The 15,223-nt window shown below is 66.6% G+C and carries 16 protein-coding genes; 6 read left to right on the top strand and 10 right to left on the bottom strand.

What is annotated here, in order from left to right:
• The first annotated feature begins 126 nt into the window (after positions 1–126).
• Positions 127–957: an SDR family NAD(P)-dependent oxidoreductase gene (locus QGN32_RS18435; RefSeq protein WP_326545739.1), complete on the top strand. Its 831-nt coding sequence runs from the start codon at positions 127–129 to the stop codon at positions 955–957.
• A gap of 98 nt (positions 958–1,055) precedes the next feature.
• Here the strand turns inward: QGN32_RS18435 and QGN32_RS18430 are convergent, their stop codons facing one another.
• The 3 genes from QGN32_RS18430 to QGN32_RS18420 are packed head-to-tail and all read right to left on the bottom strand — an operon-like array spanning position 1,056 to position 4,132.
• Positions 1,056–1,898 carry a type 2 periplasmic-binding domain-containing protein gene (locus tag QGN32_RS18430; RefSeq protein WP_326545738.1) on the bottom strand — a complete coding sequence of 281 codons (843 nt, stop codon included), beginning with the start codon at positions 1,896–1,898 and terminating at the stop codon, positions 1,056–1,058.
• A gap of 8 nt (positions 1,899–1,906) precedes the next feature.
• Positions 1,907–3,091 (bottom strand): NAD(P)-dependent malic enzyme, encoded by a 1,185-nt coding sequence (locus QGN32_RS18425; RefSeq protein ID WP_326545737.1) that lies wholly within the window; start codon positions 3,089–3,091, stop codon positions 1,907–1,909.
• 51 nt (positions 3,092–3,142) lie between these two features.
• The gene (locus tag QGN32_RS18420; RefSeq protein ID WP_326545736.1) at positions 3,143–4,132 is read right to left on the bottom strand and encodes a malate dehydrogenase; all 990 of its coding nucleotides are present in this window, start codon (positions 4,130–4,132) and stop codon (positions 3,143–3,145) included.
• A 148-nt stretch (positions 4,133–4,280) separates the two neighbouring features.
• Here QGN32_RS18420 and corA point away from each other — a divergent pair, with 148 nt between their 5' ends.
• Positions 4,281–5,363 (top strand): magnesium/cobalt transporter CorA, encoded by a 1,083-nt coding sequence (gene corA, locus QGN32_RS18415; RefSeq protein WP_326545735.1) that lies wholly within the window; start codon positions 4,281–4,283, stop codon positions 5,361–5,363.
• Positions 5,364–5,442: 79 nt separating this feature from the next.
• Here the strand turns inward: corA and QGN32_RS18410 are convergent, their stop codons facing one another.
• From QGN32_RS18410 to QGN32_RS18385, 6 genes are all read right to left on the bottom strand, one after another.
• Positions 5,443–6,039, bottom strand: a complete 597-nt coding sequence (locus QGN32_RS18410) for a suppressor of fused domain protein (protein ID WP_326545734.1) — start codon at positions 6,037–6,039, stop codon at positions 5,443–5,445.
• Positions 6,036–7,235 carry an ABC transporter ATP-binding protein gene (locus QGN32_RS18405; RefSeq protein WP_326545733.1) on the bottom strand — a complete coding sequence of 400 codons (1,200 nt, stop codon included), beginning with the start codon at positions 7,233–7,235 and terminating at the stop codon, positions 6,036–6,038. Before QGN32_RS18405 ends, QGN32_RS18410 begins: the two co-directional genes overlap by 4 nt.
• A gap of 3 nt (positions 7,236–7,238) precedes the next feature.
• Positions 7,239–8,072 (bottom strand): carbohydrate ABC transporter permease, encoded by an 834-nt coding sequence (locus QGN32_RS18400; protein ID WP_326549140.1) that lies wholly within the window; start codon positions 8,070–8,072, stop codon positions 7,239–7,241.
• 11 nt (positions 8,073–8,083) lie between these two features.
• Complete coding sequence (locus tag QGN32_RS18395; RefSeq protein WP_326545732.1) at positions 8,084–9,016, bottom strand: carbohydrate ABC transporter permease; 933 nt, start codon at positions 9,014–9,016, stop codon at positions 8,084–8,086.
• Entirely contained in the window at positions 9,013–10,410 is a 1,398-nt protein-coding gene (locus tag QGN32_RS18390; protein ID WP_326545731.1) for an ABC transporter substrate-binding protein, read from the bottom strand. Before QGN32_RS18390 ends, QGN32_RS18395 begins: the two co-directional genes overlap by 4 nt.
• Positions 10,411–10,562: 152 nt before the next feature.
• The gene (locus QGN32_RS18385) at positions 10,563–11,087 is read right to left on the bottom strand and encodes a YflT domain-containing protein (protein WP_326545730.1); all 525 of its coding nucleotides are present in this window, start codon (positions 11,085–11,087) and stop codon (positions 10,563–10,565) included.
• 645 nt (positions 11,088–11,732) lie between these two features.
• On the opposite strand from QGN32_RS18385, the gene QGN32_RS18380 reads away from it, so the two are divergent.
• Positions 11,733–11,912, top strand: a complete 180-nt coding sequence (locus tag QGN32_RS18380) for a DUF4190 domain-containing protein (RefSeq protein ID WP_326549139.1) — start codon at positions 11,733–11,735, stop codon at positions 11,910–11,912.
• Positions 11,913–11,914: 2 nt separating this feature from the next.
• A complete protein-coding gene (locus QGN32_RS18375) occupies positions 11,915–12,349 on the top strand; it encodes a DUF4190 domain-containing protein (RefSeq protein ID WP_326545729.1) in 435 nt (144 codons plus the stop codon).
• Positions 12,350–12,356: 7 nt separating this feature from the next.
• Here QGN32_RS18375 and QGN32_RS18370 read toward each other — a convergent pair whose 3' ends face one another.
• Positions 12,357–13,325, bottom strand: coding sequence for an HpcH/HpaI aldolase/citrate lyase family protein (locus QGN32_RS18370; protein WP_326545728.1), 969 nt, complete (start codon positions 13,323–13,325; stop codon positions 12,357–12,359).
• A gap of 25 nt (positions 13,326–13,350) precedes the next feature.
• Here QGN32_RS18370 and QGN32_RS18365 point away from each other — a divergent pair, with 25 nt between their 5' ends.
• Positions 13,351–14,643, top strand: coding sequence for a magnesium transporter MgtE N-terminal domain-containing protein (locus tag QGN32_RS18365; protein WP_326545727.1), 1,293 nt, complete (start codon positions 13,351–13,353; stop codon positions 14,641–14,643).
• Positions 14,640–15,188 carry a DUF1003 domain-containing protein gene (locus QGN32_RS18360; protein ID WP_326545726.1) on the top strand — a complete coding sequence of 183 codons (549 nt, stop codon included), beginning with the start codon at positions 14,640–14,642 and terminating at the stop codon, positions 15,186–15,188. Before QGN32_RS18365 ends, QGN32_RS18360 begins: the two co-directional genes overlap by 4 nt.
• Positions 15,189–15,223: the final 35 nt, after the last annotated feature.

The following is a 15,223-nucleotide window of genomic DNA, read 5'->3' as shown; positions in this document are numbered from 1 at the left end:
GTTTGCATACGACGCGCCGCGGATTCACAGCAGTTCGCGCACGCTCGCGCACAATCGAGGGTGCGTGACGGCGCTACCGGCGGTACCGGCTAACCTCTTGACGGCAACGGACACGAGGGAGTGGTTATGCAGGGCTTCGCCGGGAAGGTCGCCGTGGTGACCGGCGCCGGGTCGGGTATCGGGCAGGCGCTGGCGATCGAACTGGCCAGGTCGGGCGCCAGTGTGGCGATCAGCGACGTCGACCCCGAGGGCTTGGCATCGACCGAAGAGAGCCTTAAGGCGATCGGCGCGCCCGTGAAGGTGGACCGTCTCGACGTGACCGAACGTGAGGCGTTCGAGTTGTACGCCGACGCGGTGGTCGAGCACTTCGGCAAGGTCAACCAGATCTACAACAATGCGGGCATCGCCTATGTCGGCGACGTCGAGGTCACGCCGTTCAAGGACTTCGAACGCGTGATGGACGTCGACTATTGGGGCGTGGTCAACGGCACCAAGGTCTTCCTGCCGCATCTGATCGCCTCGGGCGACGGGCATGTCGTCAACGTCTCCAGCCTGTTCGGCATCTTCTCCGTGCCCGGCCAGGCGGCGTACAACTCGGCGAAGTTCGCGGTCCGCGGGTTCACCGAGGCGTTGCGTCAGGAGATGGAGGCCGCCGGACATCCGGTCAAGGTCACCACCATCCACCCCGGCGGGATCAAGACGGCGATCATGCGCAATTCGACGGCCGCCGAAGGCGTCGACCGGGAAGGCCTGACGAAAACCTTCGACACGAGGCTGACGCGGACCACCCCCGAGCAGGCGGCGAAGATCATCCTCGACGGCGTCCGCAAAAACCGGCCCAGGGTGCTCGTCGGCGCCGATGCCAAGATCCTCGACCTGATCGTGCGGCTCACCGGTTCGGGGTATCAGCGACTGTTCTCCACCGTGGTGAAGCGGCTGGTGCCCAACGCACACTGACGGACGCTCGGGCCCGCGTGCGCGTGCGCAAACCGTCGAAAAATCGCGGCGTGTCGTATTCAGACGCGCACACTCGCGGAGAGATCTCGCGGAGAGGTTTAGGAGTCGCCCAAGGGGTGCTCGGCGAGGAACACGTCGGCCACGTGTCCCGGGTCGGCACCGTCGGCCACCCGGGCGAACATCTCCGCCAACGCGGCGGTGTCCAGCACACCGGCCACCTCGTTGAGCGCAAGCACCTGCGACTCGTTGAGTTCGTTGCGGCGGTACAGCGGCACCAGGTTCTCCGCGCGGATCAGCGACGTGCGATCCGACAGCATCAGCAGCTCGGGCGGGATTCCCGGCGCCGCGGTGGTCGTCCACGCCGCGCGGAACCGGCCCAAGCGCACCGCCTCGAATACCGCCGCGCTGTCGCGGAATTCGGCCACCTTGGGCTTACATGCCCCGATCGTCGTTGGCCTGCGCGCATCGACGACCGCGGCGACGGTGAGTTGGTCGCAGTTGCGCACGGCCGCGGTGACATCGCGGCCGTCCCACCTCTGCGCCGTCGCGTCGGAGACGGCGAGCGCGGGCTTGTCCTCGGCCGACGTCGTGTAGTCACCCGCGGCGACGCCCTCGGGCAACGCAGACACCATCTCCCGATAGACCTGCGCCGGAGCGCGCGCGGCAGACTCGGGATTGAACCTGTACAGGAACCGCCCGGTCAGGCCGGGGACGACGCGCATCGCGGCCGAATCCAGTTCGGTAAGCGGATCTTCGGTGGTCTCGACATGGGCGGCGTTGCCGTAGGAGCGCAATGCCGCTGCGTACAGATGGGCGATCAACGTCGACTCGGGACTCGCCGTGGTGCCGACCGCGATCGACGGCGTCTCACTGTGCCCGCCGCATGCGGCGGTGCCCGCCACGATCACCGCGACGAGCGCCAGCGCCAGCCGCCGGCTCACTAGCGACCCTAGCCGCCGGACGCGCTGGCGACCGCCTGCGCCACCGCGGGCGACACCCGGGGATCCAACACGCTCGGCACGATGCGGTCGGCCGCCAGGTCGTCTTCGACCACCGAGAAGATCGCCTCGGCGGCGGCCACTTTCATCCGCTCGGTGATGCGGCGCGCGCCGGCGTCCAGCGCACCCCGGAACACGCCGGGGAAGGCGAGCACGTTGTTGATCTGGTTCGGGAAGTCGCTGCGCCCGGTGGCGACGACGGCCGCGTACCTGCCCGCCTCGTCCGGATCAATCTCCGGATCCGGATTCGACAATGCGAACACGATCGAGTCCGGCGCCATCGAGGCGATCAGGTCGGCCGGCACGACACCCGCCGACAGCCCGAGAAACACGTCGGCGCCCTCGAGCGCCTCGGCGATCCCACCCGTCAGCCCACGCGGGTTGCTGAGCTCGGCCATCTCGGTCTTGTAGGCGTTGAGGCTCTCGCGACCCTTGTGCACGATGCCGTGCGAATCGAGCAGTGTGATGTCGTTGACACCGGCGGCCATCAGGATTTTCGCGCACGCGACACCGGCCGCACCGGCGCCGGAGACCACCACCCGCAGCGAAGCCATCTCGCGCTTTACGACCTTGGCCGCCCCCATCAGCGCCGCCAGCACGACGATCGCGGTGCCGTGCTGGTCGTCGTGCATGACCGGGCAGTCCAGCGCCTCGATCAGGCGACGCTCGATCTCGAAGCACCGCGGTGCCGAGATGTCCTCGAGATTGACCGCCCCGAACGTCGGGCGCAGCCTGACCAAGGTCTCGACGATCTCGTCGGTGTCCTTGGTGTCGAGCACGATCGGGATCGAGTCGAGGTCGGCGAACGCCTTGAACAGCGCACTCTTGCCCTCCATCACCGGCAGCGACGCCGCGGGGCCGATGTCCCCGAGCCCGAGCACCGAGGTGCCGTCACTGACCACCGCCACCATCCGGCTCGCCCATGTGTAACGGGCGGCCAGCGTGTGGTCCGCGGCGATGGCCCGGCTGACCTGGGCCACGCCCGGCGTGTAAGCGATCGACAGTGCCCGTTCGGTGTCGAGTGCTGCGTTCAGTGCCACCGAGAGCTTGCCGCCCAGGTGGGCAGCGAAGATCTCCTCATCGCTGAGATCGATACGGGATCCGCTCAATGGAATGTCTCTCACCGCTTGCGACACGGCGACCAGGTTAACGACCGAACTGGTAGGTAACCTAATCGGCCGCCCGCTTCAGATCAGGCCCAAGTCCGTGACCGCTGTGCGTTCGTCGGCGAGTTCGGCCGTCGACTTGTCGATGCGGCTGCGGGAGAAGTCGTCGATCTCCAGCCCCTGCACGATCGACCAGTTGCCGTCCTTCGTCGTCACCGGGAACGACGAGATCAAACCCTCGGGCACGCCGTAGGACCCGTCGGAAACCACCGCCATCGACACCCAGTCGTCGGATGGGGAACCCAGCAGCCAGTCCCGGGCGGCGTCGACGGTCGCCGACGCGGCCGAAGCCGCCGACGAGGCGCCGCGGGCGTCGATGATCGCCGCGCCGCGCTTGGCCACGGTCGGGATGAAGTCGTTCGCGATCCAGTTCTGGTCGTTGACCACCTCGGCGGCGTTGCGGCCGCCGACCTCGGCGTGGAAGATGTCGGGATACTGCGTGGCCGAGTGGTTGCCCCAGATCGTCATCTTCTTGATGTCGGTGACCTTGGCGCCGGTCCTGCGGGCCAGTTGGCTGATCGCCCTGTTGTGGTCCAGGCGGGTCAGCGCCGAGAACCGCTCGCGGGGGATGTCCGGAGCGTTGGTCATCGCGATGAGCGCGTTGGTGTTGGCCGGGTTACCGGTCACCCCGATGCGCACATCGTCGGCGGCGACGTCGTTGAGCGCCTTGCCCTGGGCGGTGAAGATCGCGCCGTTGGCTTCGAGCAGGTCGCTGCGCTCCATGCCGGGGCCGCGGGGGCGGGCGCCGACGAGCAGCGCCAGGTTCACGCCGTTGAAGATCTTGTTCGCGTCGGCGCCGATCTCGACACCGGCGAGCAGCGGGAACGCGCAGTCGTCGAGCTCCATCACGACACCCTCGAGCGCTTTGAGCGCCGGCTCGATCTCGAGCAACCTCAGCTCGATCGGCCGGTCCGGCCCGAGCAGCGAACCGCTCGCGAGGCGGAAGAGCAGGCTATAGCCGATCTGGCCGGCGGCACCGGTGACGGCGACCTTGAGGGGAGTTGTGCTCACGTCAGATGCTCCTTGGACGGATGTGCGTTGCCCGCACCGCGGGCGGTTTGGGTTCGGGGCCAAACTAGCAGGCAGCCGATGCGCCCAACCGCGTAGCATCGACGCCGGCCCACTACCTGGGCCCCGACCGTCCGGGGGGAGCGACCCGATGCCGTCATTTCGCCCGACCGGCCACGCTCCCGCAACGCCGCATGCCCGGGCCGGCGGCCACGCACCGGTGACCAACGTCACCGTCGACTGCGGCATCTACTGCGAGGGAACTCGGATGCCGGGCACGTACTCCACCGCCGCGGCGCTGAGCGAGGTGCGCCAACTGGAGCGCAACGGTAAGAAGGCGTTCGTCTGGATCGGGCTGCACGAACCCGACGACGCACAGATGCAATCGGTGGCCGACGTGTTCGGCCTGCACGAACTGGCCGTCGAGGACGCCGTACACGCCCATCAGCGGCCCAAGCTGGACCGCTACGACGACACCTTGTTCCTGGTGCTCAAGACCGTCAACTACGTCGAACACGAGTCGGTGGCCAATGCGCGCGACATCGTGGAGACCGGCGAAATCATGATCTTCGCCGGGGCAGATTTCGTGGTGACCGTGCGCCATGGCGACCACAGCGGATTGGCGAGCGTGCGGAAGCGACTGGACGCCTCACCGGGGCTGGCCGAACTCGGCCCCTATGGCGTCATGCACGCGATCGCCGACCACGTCGTCGACGGCTACCTCGAGGTCACTGAACTCGTCGAAGCCGACGTCGATGCGATGCAGGAAGAGATCTTCTCGCCGAACAGTCAGACCAACGTCGAGTACATCTATCTACTCAAGCGTGAGGTGGTCGAGTTACGCCGAGCGGTCAGCCCGCTCACCACGGCGCTGCAGCGGATGGTGTCTGATCACGATGACCTCGTCTCGGTCGAAGTGCGCCGCTACATGGGCGACGTGTTCGACCACAACGCCAAGGCGTCGGATCGCATCGCCAGCTTCGACGAGATGTTGACGTCGCTGGTGCAGGCTGCGCTCGGCAAGGTGGCGATGCAACAGAACACCGACATGCGCAAGATCTCGGCGTGGGTGGCCATCGCGGCGGTGCCGACGGCGATCGCGGGCGTCTACGGCATGAACTTCGACCACATGCCGGAGTTGGACTGGTCGTGGGGTTACCCCGCGGTGCTGCTGCTGATGGCGTTGGTGTGCACGCTGCTGTATCGCACGTTCCGCCACAACAATTGGCTCTGATCCGCGAAACGGTATTCCAGCAGGCCCTCACTCGAAGTTCTTCTGCTGGAATACCGTTTCGCGGCCGCTTGCGCGGGCTCTAGCTCGGTTTCGCGGCCCGGCGGGAAGGGTCGAGCACGTCGACGCCGTCCTGCAGCCAGGCCTCGCGCATCGCATCGGCACCCTTGAGCCGGACCCACGCCGCTTCGGTGGCGGTGATCGGCGTCGCCGAGAGGATAGCCACCGGCTGCAGCGGCGGCGGGAGTGTGACGTCGTCGATAAGGCTGCGGCTCAACAGGAAAGCGCCGAACGGCGCACCTTCCCACAGAGGTGTCTCCAGGTCGATCAGCGCGTCAGGTTCGAGGATCAACCCTTCGACTGCCGGCGCAGCCGCGACTATCGCGATAGATCGGGACAGTCCGCGCGGCGCCGGGCCGCGCAGCGCGACTGTCACCTCCGCACGACCGTGCATCACATCGGTCACCATCTCGGCGGGGTCGAGCATCGGGTGTCGCGAACAGCCAAGCGACACATAGTGGTAAACGCCGTCGTTGTTGATGTCGGGGCCGAACCGAAGCACGTCGATCGTCTCGGTACCGAGAAACGTGACGCTGGCGGCGTCCGGTTCGGCGGTGATGCCGATTCCGGCGAAATGCTCCTCCAAGTGCGCGCGGACCTGCGCCAGGACGTCGATCACTCGGCCGGAGTGGGCACGTCGTCGGGCAGGGTCAGGTTCCTGCCCGACTCGGGGTCGAAGACGACCAGCTTCGAGGTGTCGAACGCCAGCTGGATCGTGTCGCCCCGCCTGGCCGTCGACTCGGCCGAAATCCGTGCCACGAATTCGTTTTCACCTATACCGGACTCGGCCGCCAACTCGGCGAGCTGCGCCGAACGGGCCCCGGCACCTTCGGTCTTGAAGTGCAGGTACTTGTCCGCGCCCAGTGACTCCACCATGTCGACCTTTACGTCGAAGGTCAGCGCACGAATCCGCGCGTATCCGTCGAGCACGGCGGCATCCTCGAAATGTTCGGGCCGGATGCCGGCTATCACGTTGGTCGGCGCGTTGCGCCGCGCCAGCAGGTCGTGCGTCTCCTGGGTGAGCGTGACCTCGCCGAACGGCAGCCGCACACCGATGTCGGTGATGGTCGCGGGGAAGAAATTCATCGCGGGCGAGCCGATGAAGCCGGCGACGAACAAATTTGCGGGGCGGTTGTAGAGATCTTCGGGCGTGCCGATCTGCTGGGCCACCCCGGCGAGCAGCACCACGACGCGGTCGCCCAGCGTCATCGCCTCGGTCTGGTCGTGGGTGACGTAGACGGTGGTTGTCCCCAACCGGTCTTGCAGTCGCGCGATCTCCGAGCGCATCTGCACGCGCAACTTGGCGTCGAGGTTCGACAGCGGTTCGTCCATCAAGAAGGCCCTGGGGTCCCGCACGATCGCCCGCCCCATCGCGACGCGCTGGCGTTGACCGCCGGAGAGCTGGGCCGGTTTGCGGTCCAGAAGTTCGCTCAGGTCAAGGGTTTTCGCGGCCTCGTCGACCTTGCGCGCGATTTCGTCCTTCTTGATCTTGGCGAGTGTGAGCGGAAACGCGATGTTCTGTCGAACGGTCATATGCGGATACAGCGCGTAGGACTGGAACACCATCGCGATGTCGCGATCCTTGGGCGCCTTCTCGTTGACCCGCTCGCCACCGATGCGCAGTTCGCCCGACGTGATGTCCTCCAGGCCCGCGATCATGTTGAGCGTCGTCGACTTTCCGCACCCGGACGGGCCGACGAGGATGATGAACTCGCCGTCGGCGATCGTCATCGACAGCTCGTGGACGGCCTCCCTGACTCCGCCCGCGCCGTTGGGGTAACTCTTGGTCACCCGGTCCAACACGATTTCGGCCATGAACTACCCCTTCACCGCGCCCGATGTCAGTCCGGCGACGATCCGCCGCTGGAAGATGAGAACAAAGACGACGATCGGGATGGTGATGACCATCGCACCCGCCGCGATCGATCCGGTCGGCTCCTCGAACTGCGAACTCCCGGTGAAGTTTGCGATGGCCACCGGAGCGGTGATCGCGCGTTCGGTCGCGGTCAGCGACAGCGCCAGCAGCAGGTCGTTCCACGCGAAGATGAACACCAGGATCGCGGCGGTGACGATTCCCGGCGCAGCCAACGGGGCGATCACCTTGCGAAAAGCCTGCGCGGGGGTGGCGCCGTCCATCTTGGCCGCCTTCTCCAGGTCCCATGGGATCTCCCGGAAGAACGCCGAGAGCGTGTAAATGGCCAGCGGGAGCGCGAACGTGATGTACGGGATGATCAGCCCGGGCCACGTATCGAAAAGCCCGATCGTCCGCTCGATGTTGAAAATCGGTGTGACGAGCGAAATGTGCGGAAACATCGCGATCAGCAATGCGACGCCGATCAAAAGCCGCTTGCCCGGGAAGTCCAGACGCGCGACCGCGTATGCGGCCATGCCTCCGAGCACCACCGCGATGACGGTGGTGATGAGGCCGATACCTATCGAGTTGATCAACGCCGAGGTGAAGACCCCGTTGCTGCCGCCCACGAATATCGCCTTGTAGTTGGCGAAGGTGATTTCCGCGGGAATCAGCTTGCCGTCCTTGACACTTGACGTCGGCTTCAGCGACAGGGACAGGATCCACAGCACCGGAAAAAGCGCATAGATGACGACCAGGACGTTGACGACCGTCCAACCGGTCGCACGTGCCGCACCCACCCGCTCAGCCATCAGCGATGCTCCTCCGCGGCCCCGGGCGCCGCCGCACCGAACACCTTGATGTAGATCAAGGCGATGATCGCCACGCACAGGAAGATCAGCACGCTGATCGCCGAGCCCAGACCCACGTTGAACGCTTTGAACAAGTTGTCGTAACCCAGGATTGACACCGAACCGGTGTTGTTCGCACCGCCGGTGAGTATGTAGATGTTGTCGAAGATCCGGAACGCGTCGAGCGTACGGAACAGCAGTGCCACCAGGATTGCCGGCTTGATCAGCGGCAGGATGACCTTGACGAGCCGCTTCCACGCGCCGGCGCCGTCGACCTGTGCGGCGTTGAGCAGATCCTGCGGCACCAGCGCCAACCCCGCCAGCAGCAGCAGCGCCATGAACGGCGTGGTCTTCCACACCTCGGCGAGCACGACGATCGCCAGCGACGGGATCTGTTCGGTCAACGGGGCGCTGCCCTCTGGCAACAGGTTCGCCAGATAGCCGGTGCCCGGTGTCCAGGCGTAGTACCAGCTGTACGACGCGGCGACGGTGACGATTCCGTACGGGATCAGGATCGCCGTTCGCACGACGCCCTTGCCGAAGATGGTGCGGTGCATGACCAGCGCCAGCGCCATGCCGAGCACGAATTCGAAGGCCACCGAGATGACGGTGATGGCCAGCGTGACGAAAAACGCTGTCCACCAGTACCGGTCGGTGAGGATGGTGACATAGTTGGTCAGCCCGATGAACTCGGTGTCCTCCGGCGCCGCCATGTTGTTGCGCTGCAAGCTCAGCCAGACCGCATAAACGATCGGATAGCCGGTGACCGCGAGCATCAGCAGGACCGCGGGTGCGATCAGAAGAAACGCCAGCTTCCGCTCCGAGCGGGTGTTGTCGCTGCCTGTCGCCGCGGGAGCGGCCGAAGTGGTCGCAGCCGCCGGTGGCGCGGTCACGGGATCAGCCCCTTACCCTCGATGGCCTTCTGCACCTGCTCGGCAAGTTCGTCGGCGGTGCGTTCCGGGTCGATGTCGGTGATCGGCGCCAGCGTGGCGGAGATGCGGGTGGACACCGCCTGGTAAACGGGAGTGGCCGGACGGACGGCGGCATTCGTGAGTTGCTCGCGGATGATCTCGTACTGAGGGTACTTCGCCTGGAACGCCGGATCGTCGTACAGCGAGACGCGAACCGCGGGCAGGCCACCCTCGACCGAGGTGTACCGCTGGTTCTCGACGTTGCGCAGGCATCGGATGGCCTCGAACGCCTCGGCTTTGTGCTGGGTCGTCCTCGCGACGGCGAGGTTCAACCCGCCGATGGTGACCCTGGCCCACTCGCCCGGTCGGATACCCGGATAGTGGGCGAACCCGAATACCTTCTTGCTCGCCTCGAACGCCGACTCGAACTGCTCGTCGCTCGGCGAGAAGGTTCCGACGTCGTTGATGCTGTCGGCGAGGGCAGGATCCTCGTTGAGCGGCAGGAACGACACACCGCCCTTGACCGCGTTTTCGAGCAGCGACGGCAGCACGTACGGCCAGTTCACCTCGAGCGCGGCCTTGCCTTGTTCGAGTGCCAGCCGCGCGGTGGTCTCGTCGGTCTGCGTCACCGACGGGTCGGCCCCCGGTGCGGTGGCGACGTCCTTGATGATCTGCAGCGCCTTGACGGTGGCGGCCCGGTGTTCGGGTGTGTCAGTGAGAGTGACGCGTTCACCGTCGTCCGAAAGCACCTGACCGCCCGCGCTTTCCAGCAGGGTGTTGAACCAGACGACCAGACCCTCGTACTGTTTCCCTTGTACTGCAATCCAGCTCGGTTCGCCCGCCGCGTGCAACCTGGTCGCCTCGGCCACCATGTCGTCCCACGTCGCCGGTGCCTCCGGCATCAGATCGGCGCGATACCAAAGTAGTTGGGTGTTGGTGGTGATTGGAGCGGCGTACAGCTTGCCCTGCCAGGTGGCGGTCTCCAACGGTCCGGGCAGGGTGTTGGCTCTCGCATCGGCCTCCGCTTGGCCCGCCGGATCGTCGGAGAGCGGCAGGGCCCAACCGGCTTCGGCGAACTCGGCGGTCCAGACCACGTCGAGCGCCATCACGTCGAGGGCTCGGTCATTGCCGGTAAGCCGCCGCGCGAGCTGAAGCCGCTGGTCGTCGGCGCCCTTCGGCAGGCTCATCTGCTGGATGGTGAACCGACCGCCGAGCTCTTCGTTGCACCGCTTGGCGACGGCCGTGAATGTCTGCGCCTCGTTAGCCGGTGTGTAGTAGTTGACGACGATGCCGCCGCTGTCCGAACCGCAAGCCGTCAACATCGACGCTGTCGTCAGCGCAGCGATCGCCGCACAACCTAGCCGCCGTGGGCACACGCGCAAACCGTATTGCCACAACGGTGTGGTTTGCAACACCTCGGATGCGCGCGTCGCGCACTGTTACGCAATTGCGAACGTGCGCAAACTCCGCGCTGGTGGCGGTGTGTCGTCGGCAAACACGCACGCTCGCGGGAAAAGACGGGCGGACGTCAGATGGTCAAGCGCGCCAGCAGATCCCGTCCATGTTCGGCGCTCTGCGGATCGCACAGTACGTCGTAGCGACCGGCGACGAGTTGCAGCGTCGAGCTGAAATCTCTTGTGCCACGCGCCATCGCGTACGGGATCGCCGACGTGATGAGGCCGAAGAACACGCCGGCAATCAGGCCGGTCGCAAGCGCCCCCCACGGGCTGGGGCTGAAAAATCCGAGGATCAGGCCGATGAACAAGCCCAGCCAGGCGCCGGTCAGCACACCGCCACCGAGCACCTTGAGCCACGTCAACCGGCCGGTGACGCGTTCGACCTGCATCAGGTCGACACCGACGATGGTTACCTGCTGTACCGGGAATTCCTGGTCCGACAGATAGTCCACGGCGCGTTGCGCCTCGGCGTAAGTCGGGTAAGAACCGATCGGCCAGCCCTTCGGCGGCGTCGGCAGGCCGGCGGGCCCACGCCTCGTGCTCGCGGTACCCGGCGCTGCCCCGGGACCCTGTCCAGGCTGAAACGGACTGGTCATCGCTGCTCCATCTCCTCTTCTTCGCGTCTTCTTCGCGTCCGATCGGGGTGTCGCTTCCAACTGATTCAACGCCGCGAGAGCCGCGATCGTGCCCGGCGCGTGCGCTAGGTTGACAGCATGACAAATCCCGGCGAGGACGCAGGACAAACGGCATCATCCGGAGCCACCAGCGGTGCGTCCGAGCCGACTTCGGGGGGCTCTGAAGCGCCACCGATCGAGCAGTCCACCCACCAGACGGGGACGCAGGCCGAGGGCGGGCAGACGTCGGCCCCCTTCGAGCCGCCTGACCAATCCGGGTACATATCTCCCGCCTATGGCGCACCGTATGAGGCTCCGTCCGGTTACGACCCATCGGCCGGCTATTCGCCGAGCTATTCCCCGCCGCCGAGTTACCCGCCACCGCCGTCAGGCGCCTACCCACCCCCGACTTACCCGCCTCCGTCGCCAAGCACCTATCCGCCGCCCTACTCCGACCCCTCCAACTTCGGGCAGAGCTATCCGCCCCCGCCCTATGGCGCATCGCCCTACGGCGCATCGTCGCCGTACGGGTCACCCGCCGGATATGGCGCGCCCGGCTATGCCGGCGGCTACGGCGTGGGGGCACCGAAGACGAATCCGCTGGCGATCGCGTCGTTGGTGTGCTCGATCGTCTCACTGTGCGGAATCGGTTCGCTGGCAGGCATAGTCCTGGGAATCGTTGCGCTCAACCAGATCAACGACAGAAACGAGGGTGGGCGCGGTCTCGCCATCGCCGGTATAGCCGTCGGCGCGGTCACTTTGGTGTTGAGCGGACTGTGGTTCGTCGGGATGGTGAGTAGTAGCTGAACATGGCGGGTCCCCACAAGCAGCCGTTCCAGGACGGCGACGAGGAGCGTGCATGGCAGAAGTCGCCGCCCGTCGATTACCCCGCCGATCCGGGTTTGCCGCCCGCCGTCTACCCACCTTCTTACGGACCGGCCGCCGGCTACGCGTATGCGCCGGTGCCGTACGACCCGTACCGCGGAATGAAACCGCAAGGGACCAATGGGATAGCCGTAGCGGCTCTTGTCATCTCGCTGGTGTCACTGGTGTTCTGCGGCTTGCCGTCGATAATCGGCCTGATTCTCGGGATCATCGCCATGCGCGACACGAGACGCAGCGGCCAGGACGGCTACGGACTTGCGCTCGCGGGCGTCATCATCAGCGGAATTCCGATCGTGCTGTGGGTGCTGTACTGGCTGTTCTTCGTGGTTCTGTTCGCGGGCAGTTTCACCTTCGCATAGGCCGCATCTAGGCCGGCGGGCGAAACGGCTCGCCCTGGCGCTGCATGCCTGCGGCGCGACCCTTCCCCGCGATCACCAAGGCCATCTTTCGGCTCGCCTCGTCGATCATCTCGTCGCCCAGCATCACCGCGCCCCTGGCACCGCCCGCCCGGGAGGTATGCCACTCGTATGCCTCGAGAATCAGCTCGGCGTGGTCGTAGTCCCTCTGCCGGGGACTGAAAATCTCATTGCCCGCCGCGATCTGGTCGGGATGCAGCACCCATTTGCCGTCGTAACCCAGCGCCGCGGACCGGCCCGCCACCCGGCGGAAGCCGTCGACATCGCGAATCTTCAGATACGGGCCGTCGATCGCCAGCACGCCGTGCGTTCGCGCCGCGACGAGAATCCGCATCAGCACGTGATGGTGCGCATCACCGACGTCGTAGCCCTCCGGCTGTTCGCCGACCTCCAGCGTGCGCATGTTGAGGCTGGCCGCCATGTCGGCGGGTCCGAGCACCAGCGCCTGCACCCGCGGTGCTGTCGCGATCGCGTCAATGTTGGTCAGCCCCTGCGCGTTCTCGATCTGCGCCTCGATCCCGATGCCGCCGACCGGCAGCCCGTGGGTGGTCTCGAGTTGGCTCAGCAACAAGTGCAGGGCGTAGATGTGGGTGGCGTCGGCGACCTTGGGCAGGACCACGATGTCCAGCGCCGCGGCCGGTGACGACGCCACCGTCGACACCACCTCGATGATGTCGGCGTAGGTCCACGGCGTCGTCCAGTCGTTGACCCGCACCCCGCGAAGCTGACCGGCCCACCCGGGCTCGGCGAGCGCGGTCGCCACCCGGGTGCGGGCCTCGGCCTTGGCTTCCGGTGCGACGGCGTCTTCGAGATCCAGGAACACCTCGTCGACGGACAGGGTCTTCGCCTTCTCGACCATCTTCGCGCTGCTCCCGGGAACGGAAAGCACCGTTCGGCGGGGTCGATACCGGTTTTCCACGACTACACTCTTTACCCTTTGAGTCATGGCGGCGGTGAACAGGGTCTATGCGGCCCGACTCGCGGGAATGGTGGTGCTGGGCCCCGACGGGGAGTCCATCGGCCGCGTCCGCGACGTGGTGGTCAGCATCAGTCTCGTGCGCCAGCAACCGCGCGTGCTCGGCTTGGTGGTCGAATTACTTACGCGGCGAAGGATTTTCGTGCCCATCCTGCGGGTGACGTCGATCGAGCCCGGCGCCGTGACGCTTGCCACCGGCAGTGTGTCGTTGCGCCGGTTCGCGCAACGCCCGGGTGAGGTGCTCGTCCTCGGACAGGTGATCGAAACACCGGTGCGCGTCGACGATCCCGACCTGCCGCAGCTGGCGAACGTCGACGTGATCGTGGTCGACCTCGGCATCGAGCAGACACGCACCCGCGACTGGACGGTCACCAAGGTCGCGGTCCGCCCACACCGACGGCTCGGCAGGCGCAGCAACGTGCACGTCGTGGACTGGCAGCACGTGCACGGGTTGACACCGTCCGGGCTCGCGATGCCCGACCAGGGCGTCGCGCAACTGCTCGATCAGTTCGCGGGCCAGCGCGCGGTCGAGGTGGCCGAGGCCATCCGGGAACTGCCGGCCAAGCGCCGATACGAGGTGGTCAACGCCCTCGACGACGAGCGACTGGCCGACGTGCTGCAGGAGTTGCCCGAGGACGATCAGCTTGACGTGCTGAGGCGGCTGCCGGCCGAGCGGGCCCCGGACGTCCTCGAGGCGATGGACCCCGACGACGCGGCCGACCTGCTGGGGTCGATGACGCCGACCGACGCCGAGCAGTTCCTGCGCCGCATGGACCCCGAGGATTCGGAGGACGTTCGCCGTCTGCTGTCGCACTCCCCCGACACCGCGGGCGGTCTGATGACGTCCGGACCCATCGTGGTGGCACCGGACACCACGGTCGCCGAGGCATTGGCACGGGTCCGCGACCCTGACCTCACCCCGGCGCTGGCCTCATTGGTGTTCGTCAGCCGGCCCCCGACAGCCACCCCCACCGGCCACTACCTGGGCTGTGTGCACCTGCAGCGGCTGCTGCGCGAGCCGCCCGCGGACCTGGTCAGCGGCATCGTGGACACCGACCTGCCGAACCTGTCGCCCGAGGACTCCCTGGGGGCGGTGACGCGATACTTCGCCGCCTACAACCTGGTTTGCGGGCCGGTCGTCGACGAGCAGAACCACCTGCTGGGCGCGGTCTCCGTCGACGACGTGCTCGACCACCTGCTGCCCCACGACTGGCGTGAGACCGGCGAGCCCGAGTTGACCGGCGTGGAAGGGACCTCATGACCGACCGCAGCCGACTCGACACGCCGCTGGCCTCTCGGCGGTTCTCCTTCAACGTCGATCCCGAAGCGGTCGGGAACTTCAGCGAGTCGATCGCCCGGTACCTGGGCACCGGGCGCTACCTGGCCTGGCAGACCATCATCGTGATCGTCTGGATCGCGCTGAACCTGTTCGCCGTCGGCCTGCGCTGGGACCCGTATCCGTTCATCCTGCTCAACCTCGCGTTCTCCACGCAGGCGGCGTATGCGGCGCCACTGATCCTGCTGGCGCAGAACCGTCAGGAGAACCGGGACCGGGTATCGCTCGACGAGGACCGCCGCCGCGCCCTGCAGACCAAGGCCGACACCGAATACCTGGCTCGCGAACTGGCGGCGCTGCGGTTGGCGATCGGTGAGGTCGTGACCCGCGACTACCTGCGTCGGGAGCTCGAGGAGATGCGCGAGATGCTGGCTCAGCTGCAGCAACCGCCGCCGGATCCGGGCGACGACGGCGCCGGTCGGGCCAATCCGGGTGAGCGCCGAACCAAAAAGTCGGGTGCAGGCAGCTAACGCATTGCTGCAACGCGGCGATTGCTTAGTAGGTA

The organism is Mycolicibacterium sp. ND9-15 (assembly GCF_035918395.1).
Classification (GTDB): domain Bacteria; phylum Actinomycetota; class Actinomycetes; order Mycobacteriales; family Mycobacteriaceae; genus Mycobacterium.
The sequence above is the reverse complement of the archived record's forward strand: the minus strand, read 5'-3'. Positions and strand labels throughout refer to the sequence as shown.

What these genes read in the sequence shown, in the direction of transcription:
- QGN32_RS18365 (WP_326545727.1), top strand. Translation starts at nt 13,351, where the DNA reads ATGGCGGCGGTGAACAGGGTCTATGCGGCCCGACTCGCGGGAATGGTG.
- corA (WP_326545735.1), top strand. Translation starts at nt 4,281, where the DNA reads ATGCCGTCATTTCGCCCGACCGGCCACGCTCCCGCAACGCCGCATGCC.
- QGN32_RS18385 (WP_326545730.1), bottom strand. Translation starts at nt 11,087, where the DNA reads ATGACCAGTCCGTTTCAGCCTGGACAGGGTCCCGGGGCAGCGCCGGGT.
- QGN32_RS18435 (WP_326545739.1), top strand. Translation starts at nt 127, where the DNA reads ATGCAGGGCTTCGCCGGGAAGGTCGCCGTGGTGACCGGCGCCGGGTCG.
- QGN32_RS18360 (WP_326545726.1), top strand. Translation starts at nt 14,640, where the DNA reads ATGACCGACCGCAGCCGACTCGACACGCCGCTGGCCTCTCGGCGGTTC.
- QGN32_RS18405 (WP_326545733.1), bottom strand. Translation starts at nt 7,235, where the DNA reads ATGGCCGAAATCGTGTTGGACCGGGTGACCAAGAGTTACCCCAACGGC.
- QGN32_RS18375 (WP_326545729.1), top strand. Translation starts at nt 11,915, where the DNA reads ATGGCGGGTCCCCACAAGCAGCCGTTCCAGGACGGCGACGAGGAGCGT.